Here is a 22,463-nt window from a genome sequence, read left to right as displayed (position 1 = left end):
GACCGGTCCCCTTACGAGAAATCAGCGGCAAATTCATCCAGAACGGCCTTGAGGCGGTCCGACGCGTCACCCTTGATTTTCGGATCTTCATTGGTCAGCCAGTCCAGCACATCGCTGTGTTTGCCGCGCATGTGCTTCAGCAGGCCCTGCTCGAACCGGCCCACATCCTTCACCGCGATCTTGTCGAGGTAGCCTTCGGTGCCAGCGAAGATCACAACCACGATTTCCGCGTTGGTCAGCGGCGAATACTGCGGCTGTTTCATCAGCTCGGTCAGGCGCGCGCCCCGGTTCAGAAGACGCTGCGTCGAGGCGTCGAGGTCAGAGCCGAACTGCGCGAACGCGGCCATTTCACGATACTGCGCCAGTTCCAGCTTCACCGGGCCCGCAACGGATTTCATCGCGTTGGTCTGGGCGGAGGAGCCCACACGGCTGACCGACAGACCGGTGTTGACCGCCGGGCGGACGCCCTGGAAGAACAGTTCGGTTTCAAGGAAGATCTGGCCATCGGTGATCGAGATCACGTTGGTCGGAATGAAGGCCGACACGTCGCCGCCCTGCGTTTCGATGATCGGCAGCGCGGTCAAAGAGCCTGCGCCGTGATCCTCGTTCAGCTTCGCCGAACGCTCCAGCAGACGGGAGTGCAGGTAGAACACGTCGCCCGGATAGGCTTCCCGGCCTGGCGGACGGCGCAGCAGGAGCGACATCTGACGGTAGGAGACGGCCTGTTTCGACAGATCATCATAGACGATCAGCGCGTGCTTGCCGTTATCGCGGAAGTATTCGGCCATGGCAGTGGCGGCGTAGGGCGCCAGAAACTGCATCGGCGCGGGGTCGGACGCGGTCGCCGCGACCACGATGGAGTACTCGATCGCGCCGCTTTCTTCCAGCTTCTTGACAAGCTGCGCGACGGTCGAGCGTTTCTGGCCCACGGCCACATAGACGCAATAAAGCTTCTTGCTCTCGTCATCACCCGCGGCGTCATTATAGGACTTCTGGTTGAGCATCGTGTCGAGCGCCACGGCGGTCTTGCCAGTCTGGCGGTCGCCGATGATCAGCTCCCGCTGGCCACGGCCGATCGGGATCATCGCGTCGATGGCTTTCAGGCCCGTGGCCATCGGCTCGTGCACGGATTTGCGCGGGATGATGCCCGGCGCCTTCACATCCGCCACCCGGCGCTCGGTCGCCTTGATCGCACCCTTGCCGTCCAGCGGATTGCCCAGACCGTCCACCACACGCCCCAGCAATTCCGGGCCCGCGGGCACGTCCACGATGGAGTTGGTCCGCTTGACCGTGTCGCCTTCCTTGATGTCCCGGTCGGACCCGAAGATCACGACACCCACATTGTCGGATTCGAGGTTCAGGGCCATGCCCTGGATGCCGCCGGGAAATTCCACCATCTCGCCGGCCTGAACATTGTCGAGCCCGTACACACGCGCAATCCCGTCGCCCACGGACAGGACGCGGCCCACCTCGGCAACTTCGGCGTCCTGACCGAAACTCTTGATCTGTTCTTTCAGGATCGCAGAAATCTCTGCTGCTTGGATCGCCATATTATCCGACCTCTTTCATGGTGTTTTTCAGGGCGTTGAGCTTCGAACGGATCGAGCTGTCGATCATCTTCGAGCCAACTTTGACGACAAGACCGCCGATGAGGCTTTCATCCACGGTCGCATTCAGGTTCACATCCTTGCCCACCGACGCTTTCAGCGCCTTGGACAGCTTTTCGGACTGGGTCTTGGTCAGCGGTTTGGCCGACACGACATCGGCGGTCACTTCGCCTTTGTGATCGGCGATCTTTTCGCGCAGGGCGCGCAGCAAGGCAGGCAGCACGAAGAGCCGCCGCTTCGACGCCATAAGGCGCAGCGTGTTGCCGGTCATGTCATTCAGGTCCATCGCCTTGGCCACGGCGCCGATGGCCGCCTCGGTCTCGTCGCGGCTGTAGATGGGGGAGGTGATCAGATCGGTCAGATCGTCGCTTTCGGCAAGCGCGCCCTCAAGCGCGGCCACATCGGCTTGCAACGCATCCAGCGCCTTTGCTTCGGTGGCCAGTTCAAACATCGCGGTCGCGTAGCGCGCAGCAATGCCCATTGAGATCGAAGCAGGTTCGGACACGTCCACCCTTTCAGTATTTTGGCCCAGGCCGCGCGAAGGTCGCGCCCGGGCAGTTCGCGTGTTCAAGCGGGTGGAGCGCCCGCCGTTTCCCCAAAATCGCCGTTGATCTAGCAGAGGGGTTGGCTTGCTGCAACCGCCACAGTTATCGGGCGAATTACGGCCATCTCCTTTGTTTTCAAGGCTTTGCTCACGCAGCGTAAAACTGCGACGCTTTGAAGCTTAACACGATAGGCGATTTCTATGGAGAAATCTGCGATTCTGCGGCTGCTAAGGCGCGTGGCGCCCCGTCAGACCCGCGGGCGTCGGCACCCCGTCAAGCACGCGCAGGGGCCGGCGCACCCGTTCGGCCAGGCCTGGGCGGGTGGGCGCATAGACCTGTTTCGAGGCCTCGACCAAAATCACCCCGCCCGCGTAATAGGACGAGAGCCTGCGGCCCATCTTCTCGACCATCTCCGCAGATTTCAGCCAGGCCCGGCGCTGACTTGGGGGGGCGAAAAGAGCCGCGGCGTGGCGTTCGGGCACAAAGTCATGGCGTTTCAGCTGCGCTTCCAGCTGGCTGAGACTGTAGGGGCGGCCGAAGCCGAACGGCGTCACGTCGCGCCGCGCCCACATGCCGGAGCGGTTCGGCACGATGAAAAGCGCGCGCCCCCCCGGCCCCAGAACCCGCGCGCATTCCTCCAGCACGGCGGAGGGATGTTCCGATGTCTCCAGCCCATGCAGGCAGACGATGCGGTCGGCAAACCCGGTCTGGATCGGCCATCTGCCTTCGCGGCACAGGACCGAGACGTTTTCCAGCCCCGCGGGCCACGGCATCACGCCCTGCTCCGCGGGCATCAGGCCGATCACCCGGCGCGCATCCGCCAGATAGGGGCGCAGCAGCGGCACGGCGAAGCCGAAACCGATCACGGTCTGCCCCTTCGCCTCGGGCCACAGCGCCAGAACCTGATCGCGCACCGCTTTCTGGGCAATCCGCCCCAGCCGTGTCCGATAGTAGAACTGGCGCAGGTCCAGAACATCAAGATGCATTGCAAACCCCTTGGCCGTGCGCGACGCTGCACCGGCACCTTAGCTGCAGCGCCGGAGATTACCATGACCGACAGAGCCCAGATTGTGACCATTCCCTGCCTCGGCGACAATTACGCATTCCTGCTCCACGACCCAGAGAGCGGGCGAACGGCGCTTGTGGACGCCCCCGAGGCCGGTCCGATCCGGGCGGAACTGGACGCCCGCGGCTGGACGCTGAGCGATATCCTGATCACACATCACCACGACGATCATATCCAGGCCGTCGCTGCCTTGCGCGGACCCGGCGGGGCCCGGGTCTGGGGTGCGGGCGCCGATCGGGAGCGCCTTCCCCGGCTCGATCAGGAACTGGCCGAAGGCGACGCCGTCCGGATCGGCGGGCTGTCGGGCCACGTGATCGAAGTGCCGGGGCATACAATCGGCCACATCGCCTTTCATTTTCCCGATGCGGGGGCCGTTTTCACCGCCGACAGCCTGATGGCGCTCGGGTGCGGGCGGCTGTTCGAAGGCACTGCGGAACAGATGTGGGACAGCCTGCAGAAGCTTGCGGCCCTGCCGCCCGAAACGCTGGTTTGCTCGGGACATGAATACACCATGTCGAACGCGAAATTCGCGCTGAGTATTGAACCGCAGAACGCCGCGCTTATCTCTCGGATCGAAAAGATCAAATCGGCGCGGGCGGCAGACAGCCCCACCGTTCCGAGCAAACTGGCCGACGAACTGGCCACAAACCCCTTCCTGCGTGCGCATCTGGACGACCTGAAATCGGGGATCGGGATGTCGGGCGAGCCCGATGTCGAGGTTTTCGCGGAAATCCGGGCCCGCAAGGACCGGTTCTAGGCCCCGGCCAATGATTGCCCGATTTCCGGGCACGCGCGGCTCACGGCAAGTAAAAAAGGGCGCTCTCGCTGAAGTTACGATCCTGTAACGTACTATTTGAACAGAAATGCCTTGAAACCCGTCGGTAAAAACCGAAGCTTAACACTATGAGGCCATAGTCGGCGGGCCAGTCCATGGAGCCGCTGCACATGAAAAGGAGCACCTCACGTGCCGTCGTTTTCGAACACCCTTGAGCAGGCCATTCACGCAGCGCTGGCACAGGCCAATGCGCGCCGCCACGAATTGGCGACCCTCGAACATCTTTTGCTGGCGTTGCTGGATGAACCCGATGCCACCAAAGTCATGAAAGCCTGCAGCGTCGATATCGAGGCGCTGCGCGAAACACTTGTAACCTTCATCGACGAGGATCTTTCGACACTCGAAACGGATGTGGAGGGTTCCGAAGCGGTGCCGACCGCCGCGTTTCAGCGGGTGATCCAGCGGGCCGCGATCCATGTCCAGTCCTCGGGCCGGACCGAAGTGACCGGCGCCAATGTTCTGGTCGCCATCTTCGCCGAGCGGGAATCCAATGCCGCCTATTTCCTGCAGGAGCAGGACATGACCCGGTACGACGCGGTCAATTTCATCGCCCATGGCGTTGCAAAAGACCCCTCCTACGGCGAGGCGCGCCCGGTGAGCGGCGCCTCGGACATGGAAGAAGAGACCAACCAGACCGGTCAGGACGGCGGCGGAGACGGCGATCAGAAGGAATCGGCACTTGCGAAATATTGTGTCGATCTGAACGCCAAGGCCGAGAAGGGCGAGGTCGATCCGCTGATCGGCCGCGACAACGAGGTCGAACGCTGCATTCAGGTTCTGTGCCGCAGACGCAAGAACAACCCCCTTCTGGTGGGCGATCCCGGCGTCGGCAAGACCGCGATTGCCGAGGGTCTGGCACGGAAAATCGTTTCCGGCGAGACACCCGAAGTGCTCTCCGGCGCCACGATCTATTCGCTCGACATGGGCGCGCTGCTTGCCGGCACGCGGTATCGCGGCGATTTCGAGGAGCGGCTGAAGGCGGTTGTGACCGAACTGGAGGATCACCCCGACGCGGTGCTGTTCATCGACGAGATCCACACCGTTATCGGTGCCGGAGCCACCTCCGGCGGGGCGATGGACGCCTCGAACCTGCTGAAACCTGCCCTTCAGGGCGGCAAGCTGCGCTGCATGGGCTCGACCACCTACAAGGAGTTCCGCCAGCATTTCGAGAAGGACCGCGCGCTGAGCCGCCGTTTCCAGAAAATCGACGTGAACGAGCCTTCGGTGGAGGATGCGGTCAAGATCCTGCGGGGCCTCAAGCCTTATTTCGAGGATCATCACGATATCAAATACACCAATGATGCGATCAAGACCGCGGTGGAATTGTCCGCGCGCTACATCAACGACCGCAAGCTGCCGGACAAGGCGATCGACGTGATCGACGAGGCCGGCGCCGCGCAGCATCTGGTGGTTGAATCGAAACGCCGCAAGACCATCGGCGCCAAGGAGATCGAGGCGGTCGTCGCAAAGATCGCCCGCATTCCGCCGAAAAACGTCTCCAAGGACGATGCAGAAGTGCTGAAGGATCTGGAGGTGACGCTGAAGCGTGTGGTCTTCGGGCAGGATAATGCAATCGAATCGCTCGCCTCGGCCATCAAGCTGGCGCGCGCCGGGCTGCGGGAACCGGAAAAGCCGATCGGCAACTACCTGTTTGCGGGCCCCACCGGCGTCGGCAAGACCGAGGTGGCCAAGCAACTGGCCGATACGCTCGGTGTGGAACTGCTGCGCTTCGACATGTCGGAATACATGGAGAAACACGCGGTTTCCCGCCTGATAGGCGCGCCGCCGGGATATGTGGGCTTCGATCAGGGTGGTCTTCTCACCGATGGCGTGGACCAGCATCCGCACTGCGTGTTGCTGCTCGACGAGATCGAAAAGGCGCATCCGGATGTCTTCAATATCCTGCTGCAGGTCATGGACCACGGCACACTGACCGACCACAACGGCCGGTCGGTGGATTTCCGCAATGTCGTTCTGATCATGACCTCGAATGCGGGCGCGACGGAACAGGCCAAGGCCGCCATCGGCTTCGGCCGCGACCGGCGCGAGGGCGAAGATACGGCCGCCATCGAGCGGACATTCACGCCGGAGTTCCGCAACCGTTTGGACGCGGTCATCTCCTTCGCGCCCTTGCCGAAGGAGGTTATCCTGCAGGTGGTGGAGAAGTTCGTTCTGCAACTCGAAGCACAGTTGCTGGACCGGAACGTCACCATCGAGCTGACGAAAGCTGCCGCGGAGTGGCTGGCCGACAAGGGGTATGATGACAAGATGGGCGCTCGCCCGCTTGGCCGCGTGATCCAGGAGCACATCAAGAAGCCGCTGGCCGAAGAGCTCTTGTTCGGCAAGCTCGCCAAGGGCGGCAACGTCAAGGTCGGCCTGAAAGACGGCAAGATCGACCTGCGGATCGAAGAGCCCGGCAGCCCGCGCCTGTCGTCGAAGAAAAAGCCGCCCTTGCTGACGGCGGAATGATCCGACGGCATATGATCGGAATTTCGGCGGTCCTGCTCGGGGCCGCCGTTTTCACATCCGCGGCCCGCGCGGACCCGCCCGCGCTGCACTTCCCCGTGGATTGCACTCTGGGCGAAACCTGTTTCCTCCAGCAATTCGTCGACCGGGATCCCGGGCCGGGCGCGCGGGATTTCACCTGCGGGCCACTCAGCTACGATACCCATCAGGGAACCGATATTCGCCTCCCCGATCTGGAGGCCATGGCCGCGGGCGCGACCGTTACCGCGGCGGCGCCCGGCATCGTGCGCGGCACGCGCGACGGGGTGGCGGACCTGGGCCGCGCCGCCATGCTGGACGGCCAGGACTGCGGGAACGGCGTGGCGATCACCCATGCGGACGGCTGGGAAACCCAGTATTGCCATCTTCGCATGGGCAGTGTCGCCGTGACCACCGGAGACGCGGTTGCGGCGGGTACGCCGCTCGGGCTGATCGGGCTGTCCGGCAATACGGAGTTTCCGCATCTGCATCTGACACTCCGCCGGGACGGGCAGGTCGTGGACCCGTTCTCCCCCTCCGACATCACCCTTTGCGGCGCGCAGGCGGCGCAGCTTTGGGCCGATCCGATCACGCCTTCCATGGGCGGGTTTCTGTCTGCCGGGTTCTCCGCGGCGCTTCCCGAATTCGATGAGATCAAGGCGGGCCGCGCCGATGCCGCCACCCTTTCGGCGACCACGTCCACGGCGCTCGTTCTCTGGGCGAATGTCTATGGCGGGCGGGCGGGCGACGTGCTGACGCTGACCATCACCTCGCCGGACGGGGGCGCATTTCACACGCAATCCGTGACGCTGGAGAGGACGCAGGCGCAGCTCTTCCACGCATCCGGCAGGCGGGCCCCGGCGGGCGGCTGGCCGGCGGGGCGGTATCTGGGGCAGATCACGCTCACCCGCGGAGCGCGCGAGATCGACCGGATCGAGGCGGACGTGACGCTCCGCTAGCGTTCGGTCAGCTTCATCTCGATCCGCCGGTTCTGGGCCCGGGCCTCATCGGTGTCTTCGGCACTGATCGGCCTGTATTCGCCGAACCCGGTGGCGGCCAGACGGCGCGGCGGAATGCCCAACTCTTCAGACATGTAGAGCACGACAGACAGCGCGCGCGCCTGGCTGAGTTCCCAGTTGTTCGCAAACTCGCCGAAGCCCGACAGCGGCGTGTTGTCCGTATGGCCGTCCACCCGGATGATCCAGTCGATACTCTCGGGGATCTCGTCGGCGATCTCGGTCAGCAGACCGGCCACATTGGCGATCTGCGCGCGCCCCTCGGCGGCCAGCTCGGCCGAGGCCGGGGCAAAGAGAACCTCGGAGGAGAAGACGAAACGGTCCCCCTCGATGCGCACCCCTTCCCGACCTTCCAGCAGGTCCCGCAAGCGGCCGAAAAACTCCGACCGGTAGCGTTCCAGCTCCTCGGCTTCGGCGGCCAGACGCGCGGCCTCGGCAGCCTCCAGATCTGCGCGCGCGCTTTGCTCCGTCGCCAGTTGTGCCAACGCTGCGTTCAATTGCGCGCCGAGGGTTTCGATCTGAACCTCGGCCTCCGCGTCGCGCGCGGCGGATGCATCCAGCAGGTTCTGCAACCCACCCAGTTGGGCGCGCAATGCCGCGACCTGCTCGTTCAGCGCGGCCACCTGCCGCTGGCTATCCGCCGACAGCGCTTCGGCGGCCTCCAGTTCCAGATTGGCCTGCGCCAGAAGTGCCGCGCGCGTTTCCGCCTCCGTCAGGCTGTTCTCCAGATCCGCCTCGGCAAGGCGTTGTGCGGCAAGCGCCTCGGCCAGCGCAAGTTCCAGCGCCGAAAGCCGTTCGGCCTGCCCCGCGGCATCGCCCTGCAACGCCGCCGCGCGGGCCTCCGCCTCGGCCAATGCGGCCTCTAGGGCGGCGGCGGTCTCGGCCTCGCTCGCGCCTTCGGCAAGTGCTGCGGCCAGCCGGGCGGCAAGGTCGTCCTCCGCCTGATTGGCCGCGGCCAGCAGCGTCAGGGTTTCCTCCGCCTGACGGCGTTGTTCTTCCAGCGCCAGCGCCATGGCGGTCAGTTCGGCATCGGCGTTTTCCAGACGGGCCCGCAACGCCTCCGCCGCGGCGGCCTCGGTCAACCGGGCGGCTTCCTCGGCGCTCAAGGCGGCTTCGGTCTCGTCCAGACGCTGACGCAGGGCTTCGGCGGCCGCCAGCTCCGCCAGACGGGCCGCCTCCTGCTCGCTCAAATCCGCTTCAAGATCGCCGATCCGGGCGCTCAGCCCGGTGGTTTCGTCCTCCGCCTCCTGCAGGGCGGCAAGGGTCTGGGCCAGCGTCACCTCGGTCTGCGCGGCCTCGGCCTGAAGGTCGGCCATCAGTGCCTCCAGCGCCGCGCGCTCCGCCGCGGCGCGGCGCGCGGCCTCGGCCGCCTCGTCGATCTCGGAACGGGCCGTCGCCAGCGCCAGTTCCAGCGCCTCGGCCTCGCTGATCCGCTCGGTGATCTCGGCGCGGGCCGCATCCCGGTCGGCGGTCAGATCCGTATTGGCCGCGATCAGAGAGGCCACCTGCTCCTCGAAACTGGCGATACGGGCGGCCTGCGCCGTGCGCTCGGCGCTGAGCGAAGCGATCAGGGCAGCCTGCGTTGCTACCTCCGCCTCGGCCTGTGACAGGCTGCTGCCAAGGGTTGCCACGCGCGCCTCCAGCCGCGCATTGCTGCCCTGGGCCAGTCCAAGCGCGTCGGCCAGTTCGTTGAGTTGCGCGTTCAGCGCGTTCAGTTCGTCATCCTGGGTGCTGATCTCTTCGCGCAGCACGTATTGCACGACCATGAAGATCGTCAGCAGAAAGATCATCACCATCAGCAGCGCGGTGATCGCGTCCACGAAACCGGGCCAGATCGAGGCGGTGAGACGTGTCCCTGCCCGTCGCTGAAAGGCCATCCCCGGTCACTCCCCGCCGCCGCTGCGGGCCGGGCGCGGGCGACGTGGCGGCGCCGGGTCCGAAGCGGCCCGGGTGAGCGCGCGCAGCGCCTCGGTCAATTCCTGAAGATCGCTGCGCAGGACGCTGATCTCCTCCTGCCGGCCGGCGCCCATCTCTTCGAAGATCTTCAGCAACTGCACGTCGATGGAGCGCAGGCGCATCCGGCTTTCCGCGTCGATCCCGCTTTCGCCTTGTGTGGCGGCCAGAACTTCGGAGAGCCGGTCCTGCGCGGCGGCCAGCCGCTCGGTCGCCTCCACCGGGCCGGGGCCAAGCCGGTCGGTCAGCGCGGCGACCGAGCTCGACAGGTCCATCATCCGCGCCTCGGTCTCCGCCCGACGGCTTTCGGATTGCGCAAACAGGCTCTGAAGCGTGTCGATCTGGTCCACCATATGGTCCAGCACGGTCGCGATCGCACCCCGATCCACGCCTCCGCCATCCCCGTCGGCAGAGGAAAACCCGACCCGCGTGATGGTGGACAGCCATTCCTCCATCTCCCGGTAGAACCGGTTCTGGCCATGGCCCGCGAACAGCTCAAGCAGGCCCACCACCAGCGAGCCCGCAAGGCCCAGAAGGGAGGAGGCGAAGGCGGTGCCCATACCGCCCAACTGGTCCTCCAGCCCGTCCATCAGGCGGCCAAAGACGGCAATTCCCTGTTCGCCTTCAGTCGGTTGCAGGCTGCGGATTGTTTCCACCACCGCCGGAACGGTCGTTGCCAGACCGAAGAACGTACCCAAGAGACCCAGGAAAATCAGAAGGTTGGCGATGTAGCGCGTGATATCGCGGCTTTCCTCCATCCGCGCGCCGACGGAATCGAGGATCGAGCGGGAGGAGGAGGAGGTAAGCTGCATCCGCGCGCCACGACCGCGAAAGACGCCGGACAGGGGCGCCAGCAGACGCGGGGCGCGATCCATGTCGTGATCGTCCCGGTCCGTTGCGACACCCTCGATCCAGGCGACCGAGGAAAACAGCTGCAGAACCTGCCAGAAACAGGCCAGAACGCCGACCACGAAGACGATCGCGATGGTGCCGTTCAGATAGGGGTTGGCCAGAAACACCGGCTCCACGCGGGGATAAACCAGCATACCGCCAAAGCCGACGAGACCGCAGATGATCAACATCAATACGATCTGCCGAAGCGGTCGGGTGAAACGAGGCGCCGGGGCGCCGTCTGGTCTGCTCGTCATGGCTGGTCTTTGGCCATCCTGAATGGGTGCGCGCAGCCTACTAGGCTTGGGGCGGCGTGCCAACACCCATGCGCCTAGGCGGTGTCGATCAGCTCCCGCACCCGCGCGACCAGCCAATCCATGTCGGCATCGGCGAGATCAAGCTCTCGCAGATGGGCGGCGGTGTTGTAGAGGTAATCCGCGTTGGCGCCCTGATTTCCATGGGCGCGGGCAATGATCCGGGCCTGCTCTTCCAGATCAAGCGCGCCTGCATATTGCCAGTGATCGCGGTCGATCACATAGGTCAGCGCCTCGACCCCGCCCTCGCAATGGAAGGTGACGGGCAGGCGTGCCTCCAGATAGGCCGCCGAGATCAGCTCGCGTTCCCGCAGATAGGCCAGGACGGCGTCTTCCTGACCGGATGCAACCCTGAGCGCCACACCGTCGCAAGAGGCGCCATCCGCCGCGTCAAGGGCCAGCACGAGGCCGGGATCGGTCTCGGTGCCGCGATAATGGACCGAGGACATACAGAAACTGCGGTGCCAGCCATCGAGCCGTGCAAGACGACGTTCGGCCACGTCGAACCCGGGCCGCCAGAGCAGCGAGCCATAGCCGAAAACCCAAAGCTCGTCCGACATCGGAGATGGTCCTTTCCTGACCCCTTGCCTATATGCAGGACAGGAGCGGATTTGAAGGGGAGAGATCGGGCCATGAAAGTCTGGCTTTGGATCCTCGGGATCATCGGGCTGGCCTGGTCGGGCATCTGGTTTGCCGGTGCCTATGGCACCGAACGGGTGATGGGCGCATGGCTGGACGCACGGTCGAACGAAGGCTGGCTGGTGAATTACCGGAGCCTGGAGACGGCCGGCTACCCCGCGGCCTTCCGGACAACCCTGACGGAGGTGGAACTGGCCGACCCGGAAACCGGATGGGCCTGGATCGCGCCCCGTTTCGAGATTACCCAGCCCAGCTACAAACCCCACCGGATCGAGGCGGTCTGGCCCGCGGAGCAGACACTCGCCTCACCTTTCGAGCGTTTGGATATCACCAGCGGCGCCATGGAAGCGGTGGTGCAGGTTCGCCCCGGCGGCGATCTGGCCCTAGATCAGTCCCGGGTCACGCTGGCGGAGATGGCCATGTCCAGCACCGAGGGCTGGCAGATGGCGCTGGCCGACGCGACGTTCCAGATGATGCGAGAGGACGGAAGCGAGGCCAGTTACGAGATCCTGTTCGAAGCGAACAGCCTGACACCGCCCGAGCCGTTGCAGGCGGTCCTGAACCCCGCGGGCATCCTGCCCGACGCGATGGAGCAGATGCGCTTCGATGCGGTGATGGGGTTTGACCGGCCCTGGGACCTGTCGGCGCTGGAGCAGTCGCGGCCGGGCATCACCCGCATCGATCTTGCCGATCTGAGCGCGAACTGGGGGGATCTGTCGCTGCGTCTGGCGGGGTCGATGGATGTCGATGCCGAGGGTTACCCGACCGGAGAGATTTCCGTGCGCGCCCAGAACTGGCGCGAGATGGTCGAGATGGGGGTGAATGCAGGCGCGATCCCGGCGGAAACACGCGGCGGGATCGAGCGGGTGCTGGCGCTGGTCGCCGGCTTGTCGGGGCGCGAAAGCGATATCGACGCCCCGCTCAGTTTCCGCAACCAGCGGGTATTTTTCGGGCCGATCCCGATCGGGGCTGCGCCGCAGCTTGTGTTGCGCTAGCGCCCCACGGGGCGCGGCGGCACCCGCAATTGGTGGAACGGAACCCGCGTTCTAGCGGCAATAGGGCCCCGAGCGATAGCCCGCCACGTCGAAATGGAAGTGGTCCTGATGGAAGCGGTCCGAATTCGGGCCGAGCACGGTGCCGAACGGGCCGCAGGCCGCGCGATGCAGGCGTTGCATCAGCCGCCCGGTACTGCCGCGGCGCCAATCGGTCAGCACGGACAGTTCCTGCCCGTTGACCAGCCCGATGGCCGCGATGTCGATCGCATTGCCCGTGGAATGCTCGCTGAGCCTTGCGCCGGGGCGGCTGTTGCGGGTTCGGCAGGAATAGGAGGCGACAACGCGGAGGGAGGCGATGCCGCCGCCCGTCCGCCCGACGGCCGGAATCGCACCCTCGTTGAGCCACTCCTGCAAGGCGCGCGCCGCATCGCAGTTGATGGTCGCGGGCTGGTTCAGCGTCACACCGTCAATCTCGCGCACACGCACCGGCTCGGCGATGCCGCAGCCCTGTATCCGCCCGGTGATGGGCGAAAGCGTCTCGCCCACGATACCGGGCCTGCCGCAGAGCGAGCCGCGCCGCCCCGGCTGCGCGACCCGACTGGGCGTGGTTCTGGCGGCCACGGCGCGGACCTGTCGTTCCAGACCATCCGGGCGGATCTGCGGCCTGAGCGATCGCACCACCGCAAGCCGGGTGGCCCCGGCGATGGTGCGCACCTCCACCGTTCTGCGGCCAAGGCCGAAAAGCCCGCTGCGCTCGATCACCTGCACGGTTTCGCCCGTGGCGACGGGGGCGTCGGCCGCGGCACTGCGCGCGGCCATCTGCGCCGCCGCCCGCGCGGGCGCAGGGCTGCCGCCGGGCCGCTGCATCGGGCGCAGCGACTGACGGGGCGCATGAGCCCCTGCGCGGATCACCACCTGGGCAGTGCGGGGCGCATCGGCGGCCCCGGGCGGGGTGGCGGCGCGGTCTGTGGTTGCGGGCCGCGGGGATGGAAGCGGGGACCGGTCGGGCGCCTGGGCCAGGGCCGGCGCGCAAAGGGAAAGGGTCAGAAGAAACACCGCAACGGGCTTCATTCCGCCGGCCCCTCCTTGCGCTGTCCGATGCGCCCGAAATCGGGGGCATCGGTGTCCTGCCCGGCTTCGATGATCCCGCGGCGGATCGCGCGCGTGCGGGTGAAATACGCATGCAGATGGTCGCCGTCGCCGGTGCGGATCGCCCGTTGCAGGGCAAACAGTTCCTCGGTGAAGCGGCCAAGGATCTCCAGCGTCGCCTCCTTGTTCGACAGGAACACATCGCGCCACATGGTCGGGTCGCTGGCGGCAATCCGGGTGAAATCGCGGAACCCCGCGGCGGAATACTTGATCACCTCGCTGTCGGTGACGCGGCGCAGATCATCGGCGACGCCCACCATCGTATAGGCGATGAGATGCGGGGTATGCGAGGTGACGGCAAGTACGAGATCGTGGTGATCGGGGTCCATCTCCTCCACATTCGCGCCGCAGCCTTCCCAGAGCGCACGCAGTTTCGCCGTGGCGGACGGATCGGTCCCCTCGGGCGGGGTCAGCAGCACATAACGGTTGTCGAACAACTGCGCGAAACCGGACCGGGGCCCGGAATGCTCCGTGCCCGCCAGCGGATGGCCGGGGATGAAATGGATGCCATCGGTCAGATGCGGGCCGACCTGCGCGATCACGTCCTGCTTGACCGACCCGACATCGGTCAGCGTGGCGCCCGGCGCCAGATGCGGTGCGATCTCGGCCGCGACCGCACCCATGACGCCGACAGGCACCGCCAGCACCACCAGATCGGCGTCGCGGACGGCTTCGGCGGCGGTGTCGACAACGCGGTCGCAGAGCCCGATTTCGCCCGCGATCTTCCGCGTTTCGGCGGAGCGCGCGGTGCCCACGATCTCGCCGGCAAGCCGGGCCCGGCGCATCGCATGCGCCATGGATCCCGCAATCAGGCCAAGACCGATCAGGGCGACACGGGCGTAGATCACGCTCATAGGGCCCCCTTGAACCTGGCCATCGCATCCAGCACGCGGGTCACGTCATCGGGCGTGCCGACGGTGATCCGCAACGCCTCGGGGAAGCCGTAGCCCTTGACCAGACGCACCAGAATCCCTTCCGATTTCAGATGGGCATCGGCCGCCAGCGCTTCGGCCTCGTCGGAGAACCGGGCCAGCACGAAATTGGCGTGGCTTTCATCGGACGGGATACCAAGCTGCGCCAGCCCGCCCTGCAACCGCGCCCGGCCTTCCGCGTTCATCCGGCGGCAGGTCTCGACGAATGCCCGGTCGCGCACCGCGGCCTCGGCTCCGGCCAGCGCGACCTTCGACATATTGAACGGGCCGCGGATACGGTTCAGCACGTCGATCACATGCTGCGAGGCATAGCCCCAGCCCACGCGCAGGCCGCCAAGCCCGTAGATCTTGGAGAATGTGCGCGTCATCACCACGTTTTCGCGCGCCTCCACCAGCGACGCACCGCCATCATAACCCTCGGCAAACTCCGCATAGGCGCCATCGAGAACGAGCAGGCACTGGGCCGGAACGCCATCGGCCAGCCGGGTCAGCGCGCCCATGTCCAGAAAGGTCGGGCTGGGGTTTGCCGGGTTGGCCAGATAGATCAGCCGGGTGGCTGGCGTCACCGCGGCCAGAAGCGCCTCCACATCCACCGTCCGGTTCTTTTCCGGCGCGACCACGGGTGTGGCCCCGGCCGACAAGGCGAAGATCCGGTACATCGAAAACCCGTGTTCGGGATAGAGCACCTCGTCGCCCGGGCCCGCGAAAGCCAGCGAAAGAAGGGTCAGAACTTCGTCGGAGCCCACGCCGATGATGATCCGCTCGGCATCAAGGCCATGCACCTCGGCGATCGCCTGCCTGAGTGCGGCGTGGTCGGTGGACGGGTAGCGGTGCATCTGGGCCAGCGCATCCTGCATCGCCGCCACCGCCTTGGGGGAGGGGCCGAACGGGTTTTCGTTCGAGCTGAGCTTCAGCGGCTCGTCGATTCCGGCCAGCGTGCTCGCGCCGCCCTTGTAAAGCGCGATGTCGAGGATGCCGGGTTGCGGGCGGATCGGTGCGGACATTGGCAGCATTCAACCGAAAATGGACAGGTTTCGGGTTCATAGCCGTGGGCGCGGGCCAAGGGAACCGGTTTTCAATAGAAGCTTTGCGGGTCGATATCCACCGCCAGCCGCAATCCGCCCTTCAGCTTCAACCCGCCGACCCATTCCGACAGCGCCGGTTGCAGGGCCACGCCCTTCGGCGCCTTGACCAGCAGCCGGACCCGGTGCCGCCCCCTGATCCGCGCGATGGGGGCCGGCGCGGGCCCGTAGACGGTGGCGCCAAGCGCGCGAAGCGGCGCATCGCTGCGCGCCAGATACGTGCCGAGATCGAAGGCCGCCGCCGCGTCCGGGCCTGACACGATGATCCCCGCCATCCTGCCATAGGGCGGCATCCCGGCCTGCTGGCGCTCGGCCGCTTCGGCCTGCCAGAAGCCTTCCTCGTCGCCCGACAGGATGGCCCGGATCACCGGATGCTCCGGCTGGAAGGTCTGCATCAGCGAGACGCCGGGCTTGTCCGCGCGCCCGGCACGGCCCGACACCTGCCGCATGAGCTGAAAGGTCCGTTCGGCGGCGCGCAGATCCGACCCCTGAAGTCCCAGATCCGCGTCGATCACGCCCACCAGCGTGAGCCGCGGAAAATTGTGCCCCTTGGCGACCAGCTGCGTGCCGATGATGATGTCTGTCCCGCCGTGGGCGATCTCTTCGATCTGGGCTTTCAGTGCGCGGGCCGACCCGAACAGGTCGGAGGACAGCACAGCGATCCGGGCCTCCGGAAAGAGCTTTGCCGCCTCTTCCGCAAGCCGCTCCACGCCCGGCCCGACCGGCGCCAGTTTCCCCTCCGCCTTACAGGCGGGACAGATCTCCGGCATCGGTCTGGTCTCCCCGCACTGATGACACATCAGCCGTTTCTGGAACCGGTGTTCGACCATCCGCGCATCGCAATTGTCACAGCCCACCTGATGCCCGCATGCCCGGCAGATCGTGACCGGCGCATAGCCGCGCCGGTTCAGGAACAAAAGCGCCTGCTCGTCCCGGTCCAGCCGCTGGTTCACCTCCCCCTGCAAGGTCGGGGAGATCCACGCATTGCCCGGCAGATCCTCCAGCCGCATGTCGATCGCCTGCATCCGGGGCAGGACCGCCGCACCGAACCGTGCGCCTAGGTTCAGCCGCGCGTATTTCCCGGCCTCCGCATTGGCCCAGCTTTCCAGCGACGGCGTAGCCGAGGCCAGTACGACCTGCGCCGAATTGATCGAGGCGCGCAGAACCGCCATGTCCCGCGCGTTGTAGAGAACCCCGTCCTCCTGCTTGTAGGAGGTGTCGTGCTCCTCATCGACGACGATCAGGCCAAGGTCGCGAAACGGCAGAAACAGCGCCGAGCGCGCGCCCACCACCAGTTGCGCCGCCCCCTGCCCAAGCATCCGCCAGCAGCGGCGGCGTTCGGTCATGGTCACGCCGGAATGCCACTCGGCGGGCTTCGCGCCGAAACGCTGCTCGACCCGGGTCAGAAACTCCGATGTCAGCGCGATCTCGGGCAGCAGAACCAGCGCCTGCCGCCCCGCCTTCAGGCAGGCGGCCACCGCTTCCAGATAGACCTCGGTCTTGCCCGATCCGGTGACACCCTTGAGCAGTGTCGTGCCGTAGCTGCCGGACCGCACCGCGTCCCGCAGGACGCGCGCGGCCACGGCCTGATCATCGGTCAGGTCCTTGCCCGGGCGGTCCGGGTCAAGCGGCAGATAGGGCGCGTCGCGGGGGGTGTCGGCCTCCTCCACCGCGCCCTGCGCCGCCAGCCCCTTGACGACCGACGACGTCACACCGGCCATTTCCGACAGTTCCTTCAGCGTGAAGGCCAGCCCACCATATTCCTCCAGCGTGGCCAGAACGCGCCGCCGCGCATCGGTCATCCGGTCGGGCGCGCCCGCGCCCAACCGGTAGACCTTCCGCATCGAGGGCGGGTCGCTCAACCCCGGCGCGCGGGTGGCCAGACGCAGCATCGCGGGCAGCGGCGTGAGCGTATAGGCGCCAGCTTTTTCCAGAAACGCGCGCAACTCTTCGCGCATCGGGGCCACATCCAGCACCCGTCCCACGGCCCGGACCTTGGCACTGTCCCAGTCACCGCGACCTTGCCCCCAGACCACCCCCAGCACCTTGCGCGGGCCCAGCGGCACCTCCACGAACGCACCCAGCCAGCAGCCGCCTTCGGGCGCCTTGTAGTCAAGCGCCCGATCCAGCGGCTCGGTAGTCAGAACGCCCACCAGCTCTCCTTCTGCGAAATAGTCCCGGGTCATGTCTTTCCGCTTGGCGGCCCTTGCGATAAGAGATCGTCAAATGACCACGGCTGCCACCCGAAAGGAACCGTCCGAATGAAATTCTTTGTCGACACCGCCGATATCGATGCAATCGCCGAACTGAACGATCTGGGCATGGTCGATGGGGTCACCACGAACCCCTCCCTGATCCTGAAATCGGGCCGCGACATTCTGGAAGTGACCAAGGAGATCTGCGATCTGGTCGATGGCCCGGTCTCTGCCGAGGTTGTGGCGCTGGAGGCGGACGATATGATCGCCGAGGGCCGCAAACTGGCCGAAATCGCCGAGAACATCACCGTCAAGGTTCCGCTCACATGGGCCGGCCTCAAGGCCTGCAAGGTACTCTCGGGCGAGGGCAGAATGGTCAATGTCACGCTGTGTTTCTCCGCCAATCAGGCGTTGCTGGCGGCCAAGGCGGGGGCCACGTTCATCAGCCCCTTCATCGGGCGGCTGGACGATCTGAACCTCGACGGGATGGACCTGATCGCGGACATCCGCACGATCTATGACAATTACGGCTACGAGACGGAGATCCTCGCCGCCTCGATCCGGTCGGTGAACCATATGAAGGACGCCGCCCTGATCGGTGCCGATGTGGCCACCGCACCGCCGGGGGTCATCAAATCCATTGCCAGCCACGTGCTGACGGACAAGGGCCTTGAGGCCTTCCTGAAGGATTGGGAAAAAACGGGGCAGAAAATCCTGTGAACATCGTGTAAGGTCCCCGCCAATCAATAAAACCAAGAGGCACGGACAAGACCATGGGCGAACGAGCAGACATGTTGGGTGATTGGCGCGAACGGGTTCTGAGCGACCCGGAGCTTATTCTGGAAGACCGCGATCTGATGCGCGCCTTGATTGCCGCGAATGATCGGCAGATGGGCGGCAACATCGTCGACATGCGCGGAATTGCGATGGAACGGCTGGAAAACCGGCTGGACCGGCTCGAAGATACCCACCGGTCCGTCATCGCCGCGGCCTATGAGAACCTTTCGGGCACCAATCAGGTGCACCGCGCGATCCTTGCCCTGCTGGACCAGCCGGGTTTCGAGGGGTTTCTGAGGGCGCTCGGCACGGATGTGGCCGGGATCCTGCGGGTCGACCGCATCCGGCTGGTTCTGGAAAGCGCCGAAGCGACCGAGACAAGCGCGCCCAAGGTGCAGAAGCTCGAAGACGTGCTGACCATCGTCGCCCCGGGCTTTGTCGAGCGCTATCTGACCGGGGGCCGCGATGTGCCGCATCGCTCGGTCACGCTGCGCCAGGTGGGCGACAGTTCCGGCGTGATCTACGGGGAGGCCGCCGACTGGATCAAATCCGAAGCCCTGCTGTGCCTCGATCTGGGTGCGGGGCGCCTGCCGGGCCTGCTTGTCATGGGCGCCGAGGATCCGCATCAGTTCCGCCCGAGCCAGGGCACCGACCTGCTGACCTTCTTCAACGGGGTCTTCGAACGGCTGATGCGGAAATACCTGGCCTGAGGGCGGAGCCGTGACCCTCTCGCTCAGCCCGGCCGCCCGCGATCTGCTGCAAAGCTGGCTGGCCCATGTGGCGGCGCTGGACGGTGCGGCGGCGGCCACGGTCGACGCCTATGGCCGCGACGTCACCGGGTTTCTGGCATTTCAGTCCTCCTATCACGGGGAAAGCCTCGGCCTTGCCCCGCTCCGATCGCTCGGCATCCGGGACATGCGCGCATGGATGGCCGAAGAGCGTGGGCGCGGCCTTGGCGCGCGGTCTCTGTCGCGGCGGCTTTCGGCGGTGAAAAGCTTCTTCCGGTGGTGGGCCGAACGCGACGGGTTCGAACCCACTGCGGTACTGGCCGCGCGGGCGCCGAAATTTCAGCGCCCCCTGCCCCGGCCGCTGGCGGAAACCGCGGCCCGCGACCTTCTGGATACGGTCGAGATGCAGGACGGGCGCGACTGGGTCAGCGCCCGGGATCTGGCGGTCATGACCCTTCTTTACGGCTGCGGCCTGCGGATTTCGGAGGCGCTTGGCCTGACGGCGGCCGCACTGCCCCTGTCGGACACATTGCGCATCCGCGGCAAGGGCGGCAAGGAGCGCGAGGTGCCCGTGATCCCCGCCGCGCGGGAGGCCGTGGCGCGCTATGCCCGGCTCTGCCCGCACCGGCTTGACCCCGCGGGGCCGCTTTTCCGCGGCATGCGCGGCGGCGCGCTGAACCCGCGGCAGATCCAGAAGACGGTGGAACAGGCCCGGCTGCAGCTTGGCCTGCCGGCCACCGCAACCCCGCACGCGATGCGGCACAGCTTCGCCACCCATCTGCTGGATGCGGGCGGCGATCTCAGGGCGATCCAGGAACTGCTTGGCCATGCGTCGCTCTCCACCACGCAGGCCTATACCGCCGTGGACACCGCGCGCCTGCTGGAGGTCTACCGCAACGCCCATCCGAAAGCCTGAGCCTTGCGCATGGGCCGACAACCGGGCATTGGACTCCGATGACCGCGAGACTTTCCGCCTTTCTTGTCCACGGCTTCACCGCCATCGGAGCCGCCCTGGCCATGCTGGCGCTGCTGGAGGCGATGCAGCAGCAATGGGACATCATGGCCCTGTGGCTGGCCGTGGCGCTTCTGGTCGACGGGATAGACGGCCCGCTGGCCCGGCATTTCGAGGTCAAGAAACACGCCCCCGAAATCGACGGTGTGCTTCTGGACCTGATCATCGATTTCCTGACCTATGTGGTCATCCCGGCCTATGCGCTCTATGCCTCGGGTCTTCTGCCCGGCTGGACCGGCTGGCTGGCGGTTCTGCTGATCCCCTTCGCAAGCGCGCTCTATTTCTCGGATACGCGCATGAAACTGCCCGATGACAGTTTCAGCGGCTTTCCGGGCTGCTGGAACATGCTGGTGCTGGCGCTTTTGGTGATGACGCCCGGGGTCTGGGTGACGCTGGCGCTGGTGGTTGTTCTCAGCGTGGCGATGTTCGTCCCGCTGAAATTCGTCCACCCCGTGCGCACCAAACGCTGGCGTCTGGTGACGTTGCCGGTCGCGCTGATCTGGACACTGGCCATTGGCTGGGCCGCATGGACCAACTTCGCGCCGAACCCGGTTCTGACGCTGGTCGTGGCGCTCAGTTCGGTCTACCTGCTTGTGGCCGGCATCGCTCAGCAGGCGCTGAACGGACGGCCCAACGCCTGATCTCAGGCCCCGGGGCGCTCCCGGATCACCTTGGCGAACGCATCGAACATCGCCCCGTTGGAGGCGATCAGCTGTCCGCCTTCCAGCATGTCCTGCCCCTCGCGCAGCGGGGCAACCATGCCGCCGGCCTCCCGCACGATGATGACGCCCGCCGCGATATCCCAGATGTTCAGGCCGCGTTCCCAATAGCCCTCGTACCGGCCCGCGGCGACATAGGCGAGATCGAGAGAGGCCGCACCCCACCGCCGGACGCCGGCACATGCGGGCATCAGGCGGCCAAGGTCCTGCAACGTTGCAGGCAGATACTTGCCGCCACCGAAGGGCACGCCCGTGGCAAAGACGCTTTCGATCATCTTCGCGCGGCCCGATACGCGCAGCCGCTGATTGTCGTTCAGCCACGCGCCCTGCCCTTTTTCGGCAAAGAACATCTCGTCCTTGGCGGGGTCGAACACGACACCGGCGACAATGTCGCCCTTGTGTTCCAGCGCGATGGAGACCGCCCAATGGGGCATCCCGTGCAGGAAATTCGTGGTTCCGTCCAGCGGATCGACGATCCAGCGACGCGTCGGGTCGGTGCCCTGAACCTCGTCGCTTTCCTCACCCAGAAACCCGTAATTGGGGCGTGCCTCCATCAGGGTTTCGCGCACGATCTTCTCCGCGGCCATATCGGCCTTGGACACGAAATCGCCCGGACCCTTGGTGCTGACCTGCAGGTTCTCCACCTCGCGGAAATCCTTGGCCAGCGAGCGCCCGGCCAGACGCGCCGCCTTGATCATGATGTTGAGATTTGCACTGCCCTGCATGACCGGCCCCTTTTCGTGGTTCAGCCCGCGCGTATAGACCTGTGCGCGCGGGCTGCCAAGGGTACAAACGGGCGCGTGGCCTAGCGGGCGGCCAATTCGTCCGCAAAGCGGTGATTTGCGTCCCGGTGCCCGGCCTCGTCCGCGCGCACGGCGACGACTACCTCGCGCAGCCGCGCATCGGCGGGCAGCTTCCAGTAGTCGATGGCCAGTTCCGGCGCGGGCACGTTTTCCACCGCGCCGGCATCCAGTTGCGCCAGATATTGGGTATAACTGATCACTGCCTCTTCTTCGAGATAGGCCACCACGCGATGGGCCGTGCGCGGCGCAAAGAGGTACAGGAAGAAGTAGAAATTGAAGAACACCGCCTGCCCCAGCATGATCAGCAGGCGTTCGAACCGGCTTGGCTCGGCGATCTTGATGAAGGTCATCAGATGCATGCGCTCGTTATCGGCCTCTTCCAGCAACTCGCGGATCCAGCCCTGATCGTCGCGGATATGGCGCAGCGCCTTGAGATGCTGCAACAGACCGCCCACCATTCCGGGCACGGCCGCGACCGTTTCCAGCACCACGGCCCGGTGGCCGTAGCGTTTGGCAAAGAATCTGTCGGCAAAGATGCGCATGAACCTTACGGTTCGCAGCGCGATCCTGTCATGAATATCGGCCGGCGGTCGGTGAACATTCAACTCCGGGCCATGTGTTTGAACGATCTGGGTCATCTGTTGCGCCTCCTAGCTCATAGATGCGCCCGAGACAGCGCCGGACAAGCGCCTGCGACACCATGATCCGCGTTGCAATCGGC

The 22,463-nt window shown here is 65.8% G+C and carries 20 protein-coding genes; 8 read left to right on the top strand and 12 right to left on the bottom strand.

Going from position 1 to position 22,463, the window contains the following annotated elements:
• Positions 1 to 11: 11 nt before the first annotated feature.
• The 3 genes from atpA to ACQ651_RS01025 all read right to left on the bottom strand — a co-directional run bounded on the left by atpA (position 12) and on the right by ACQ651_RS01025 (position 3,138).
• Positions 12 to 1,550: a F0F1 ATP synthase subunit alpha gene (atpA, locus tag ACQ651_RS01035; RefSeq protein WP_227284251.1), complete on the bottom strand. Its 1,539-nt coding sequence runs from the start codon at positions 1,548 to 1,550 to the stop codon at positions 12 to 14.
• Between the two features lies 1 nt (position 1,551).
• The gene (locus ACQ651_RS01030; RefSeq protein ID WP_430447912.1) at positions 1,552 to 2,112 is read right to left on the bottom strand and encodes a F0F1 ATP synthase subunit delta; all 561 of its coding nucleotides are present in this window, start codon (positions 2,110 to 2,112) and stop codon (positions 1,552 to 1,554) included.
• Between the two features lie 267 nt (positions 2,113 to 2,379).
• Positions 2,380 to 3,138 carry a class I SAM-dependent methyltransferase gene (locus ACQ651_RS01025; RefSeq protein WP_227284253.1) on the bottom strand — a complete coding sequence of 253 codons (759 nt, stop codon included), beginning with the start codon at positions 3,136 to 3,138 and terminating at the stop codon, positions 2,380 to 2,382.
• 63 nt (positions 3,139 to 3,201) lie between these two features.
• Between ACQ651_RS01025 and gloB the strand changes: the two genes are divergently transcribed.
• The 3 genes from gloB (at position 3,202) to ACQ651_RS01010 (ending at position 7,496) form a co-directional block, all read left to right on the top strand.
• Positions 3,202 to 3,975 (top strand): hydroxyacylglutathione hydrolase, encoded by a 774-nt coding sequence (gene gloB / locus ACQ651_RS01020; RefSeq protein ID WP_430447911.1) that lies wholly within the window; start codon positions 3,202 to 3,204, stop codon positions 3,973 to 3,975.
• Positions 3,976 to 4,182: 207 nt separating this feature from the next.
• Positions 4,183 to 6,522 (top strand): ATP-dependent Clp protease ATP-binding subunit ClpA, encoded by a 2,340-nt coding sequence (clpA, locus tag ACQ651_RS01015; RefSeq protein WP_430447909.1) that lies wholly within the window; start codon positions 4,183 to 4,185, stop codon positions 6,520 to 6,522.
• Positions 6,523 to 6,533: 11 nt separating this feature from the next.
• Positions 6,534 to 7,496, top strand: coding sequence for a M23 family metallopeptidase (locus ACQ651_RS01010; RefSeq protein ID WP_430447907.1), 963 nt, complete (start codon positions 6,534 to 6,536; stop codon positions 7,494 to 7,496).
• Here ACQ651_RS01010 and ACQ651_RS01005 read toward each other — a convergent pair.
• The 3 genes from ACQ651_RS01005 to ACQ651_RS00995 form a co-directional block, all read right to left on the bottom strand.
• Positions 7,493 to 9,430, bottom strand: a complete 1,938-nt coding sequence (locus tag ACQ651_RS01005; RefSeq protein ID WP_430447905.1) for a peptidoglycan -binding protein — start codon at positions 9,428 to 9,430, stop codon at positions 7,493 to 7,495. The two genes, ACQ651_RS01010 and ACQ651_RS01005, sit on opposite strands and share 4 nt — an antisense overlap.
• Positions 9,431 to 9,436: 6 nt before the next feature.
• Positions 9,437 to 10,654 (bottom strand): apolipoprotein A1/A4/E family protein, encoded by a 1,218-nt coding sequence (locus ACQ651_RS01000; RefSeq protein ID WP_227284258.1) that lies wholly within the window; start codon positions 10,652 to 10,654, stop codon positions 9,437 to 9,439.
• A gap of 74 nt (positions 10,655 to 10,728) precedes the next feature.
• Positions 10,729 to 11,271 (bottom strand): gamma-glutamylcyclotransferase, encoded by a 543-nt coding sequence (locus ACQ651_RS00995; RefSeq protein WP_227284259.1) that lies wholly within the window; start codon positions 11,269 to 11,271, stop codon positions 10,729 to 10,731.
• A 72-nt stretch (positions 11,272 to 11,343) separates the two neighbouring features.
• On the opposite strand from ACQ651_RS00995, the gene ACQ651_RS00990 reads away from it, so the two are divergent.
• Positions 11,344 to 12,345: a DUF2125 domain-containing protein gene (locus ACQ651_RS00990; protein ID WP_227284260.1), complete on the top strand. Its 1,002-nt coding sequence runs from the start codon at positions 11,344 to 11,346 to the stop codon at positions 12,343 to 12,345.
• A 51-nt stretch (positions 12,346 to 12,396) separates the two neighbouring features.
• Here the strand turns inward: ACQ651_RS00990 and ACQ651_RS00985 are convergent, their stop codons facing one another.
• The 4 genes from ACQ651_RS00985 to ACQ651_RS00970 all read right to left on the bottom strand — a co-directional run bounded on the left by ACQ651_RS00985 (position 12,397) and on the right by ACQ651_RS00970 (position 17,694).
• On the bottom strand, positions 12,397 to 13,416 hold the full coding sequence (locus ACQ651_RS00985) for an extensin family protein (RefSeq protein WP_430447903.1): 1,020 nt from the start codon (positions 13,414 to 13,416) through the stop codon (positions 12,397 to 12,399).
• Positions 13,413 to 14,348 (bottom strand): prephenate/arogenate dehydrogenase family protein, encoded by a 936-nt coding sequence (locus ACQ651_RS00980; protein ID WP_430447901.1) that lies wholly within the window; start codon positions 14,346 to 14,348, stop codon positions 13,413 to 13,415. Before ACQ651_RS00980 ends, ACQ651_RS00985 begins: the two co-directional genes overlap by 4 nt.
• The gene (gene hisC / locus ACQ651_RS00975; protein ID WP_430447900.1) at positions 14,345 to 15,430 is read right to left on the bottom strand and encodes a histidinol-phosphate transaminase; all 1,086 of its coding nucleotides are present in this window, start codon (positions 15,428 to 15,430) and stop codon (positions 14,345 to 14,347) included. The genes ACQ651_RS00980 and hisC overlap by 4 nt, the downstream gene beginning before the upstream one ends.
• A 71-nt stretch (positions 15,431 to 15,501) precedes the next feature.
• A complete protein-coding gene (locus tag ACQ651_RS00970; protein WP_430447898.1) occupies positions 15,502 to 17,694 on the bottom strand; it encodes a primosomal protein N' in 2,193 nt (730 codons plus the stop codon).
• Positions 17,695 to 17,769: 75 nt separating this feature from the next.
• On the opposite strand from ACQ651_RS00970, the gene fsa reads away from it, so the two are divergent.
• From fsa to ACQ651_RS00950, 4 genes are read left to right on the top strand one after another with little or no spacing between them, the layout of a single operon-like run.
• On the top strand, positions 17,770 to 18,423 hold the full coding sequence (fsa, locus tag ACQ651_RS00965) for a fructose-6-phosphate aldolase (protein ID WP_430447897.1): 654 nt from the start codon (positions 17,770 to 17,772) through the stop codon (positions 18,421 to 18,423).
• Between the two features lie 53 nt (positions 18,424 to 18,476).
• Positions 18,477 to 19,190: a DUF484 family protein gene (locus ACQ651_RS00960; protein WP_227284265.1), complete on the top strand. Its 714-nt coding sequence runs from the start codon at positions 18,477 to 18,479 to the stop codon at positions 19,188 to 19,190.
• Between the two features lie 10 nt (positions 19,191 to 19,200).
• A complete protein-coding gene (locus ACQ651_RS00955; RefSeq protein ID WP_430447896.1) occupies positions 19,201 to 20,124 on the top strand; it encodes a tyrosine recombinase XerC in 924 nt (307 codons plus the stop codon).
• Between the two features lie 38 nt (positions 20,125 to 20,162).
• Entirely contained in the window at positions 20,163 to 20,861 is a 699-nt protein-coding gene (locus ACQ651_RS00950; RefSeq protein ID WP_227284267.1) for a CDP-alcohol phosphatidyltransferase family protein, read from the top strand.
• 2 nt (positions 20,862 to 20,863) lie between these two features.
• On the opposite strand, the gene ACQ651_RS00945 is transcribed toward ACQ651_RS00950, so the two are convergent.
• Both ACQ651_RS00945 and ACQ651_RS00940 read right to left on the bottom strand, forming a co-directional pair.
• Positions 20,864 to 21,664, bottom strand: coding sequence for an inositol monophosphatase family protein (locus tag ACQ651_RS00945; RefSeq protein ID WP_375550518.1), 801 nt, complete (start codon positions 21,662 to 21,664; stop codon positions 20,864 to 20,866).
• A gap of 80 nt (positions 21,665 to 21,744) precedes the next feature.
• Positions 21,745 to 22,380 carry an alternative oxidase gene (locus ACQ651_RS00940; RefSeq protein ID WP_227284269.1) on the bottom strand — a complete coding sequence of 212 codons (636 nt, stop codon included), beginning with the start codon at positions 22,378 to 22,380 and terminating at the stop codon, positions 21,745 to 21,747.
• Positions 22,381 to 22,463 lie beyond the last annotated feature (83 nt).

This window comes from Rhodophyticola sp. (genome assembly GCF_965284195.1).
In the GTDB taxonomy this organism is placed as follows: Bacteria; Pseudomonadota; Alphaproteobacteria; order Rhodobacterales; family Rhodobacteraceae; genus Rhodophyticola.
Note: the sequence above shows the minus strand (reverse complement) of the source record. Positions and strands in the feature narration are given on the sequence as shown.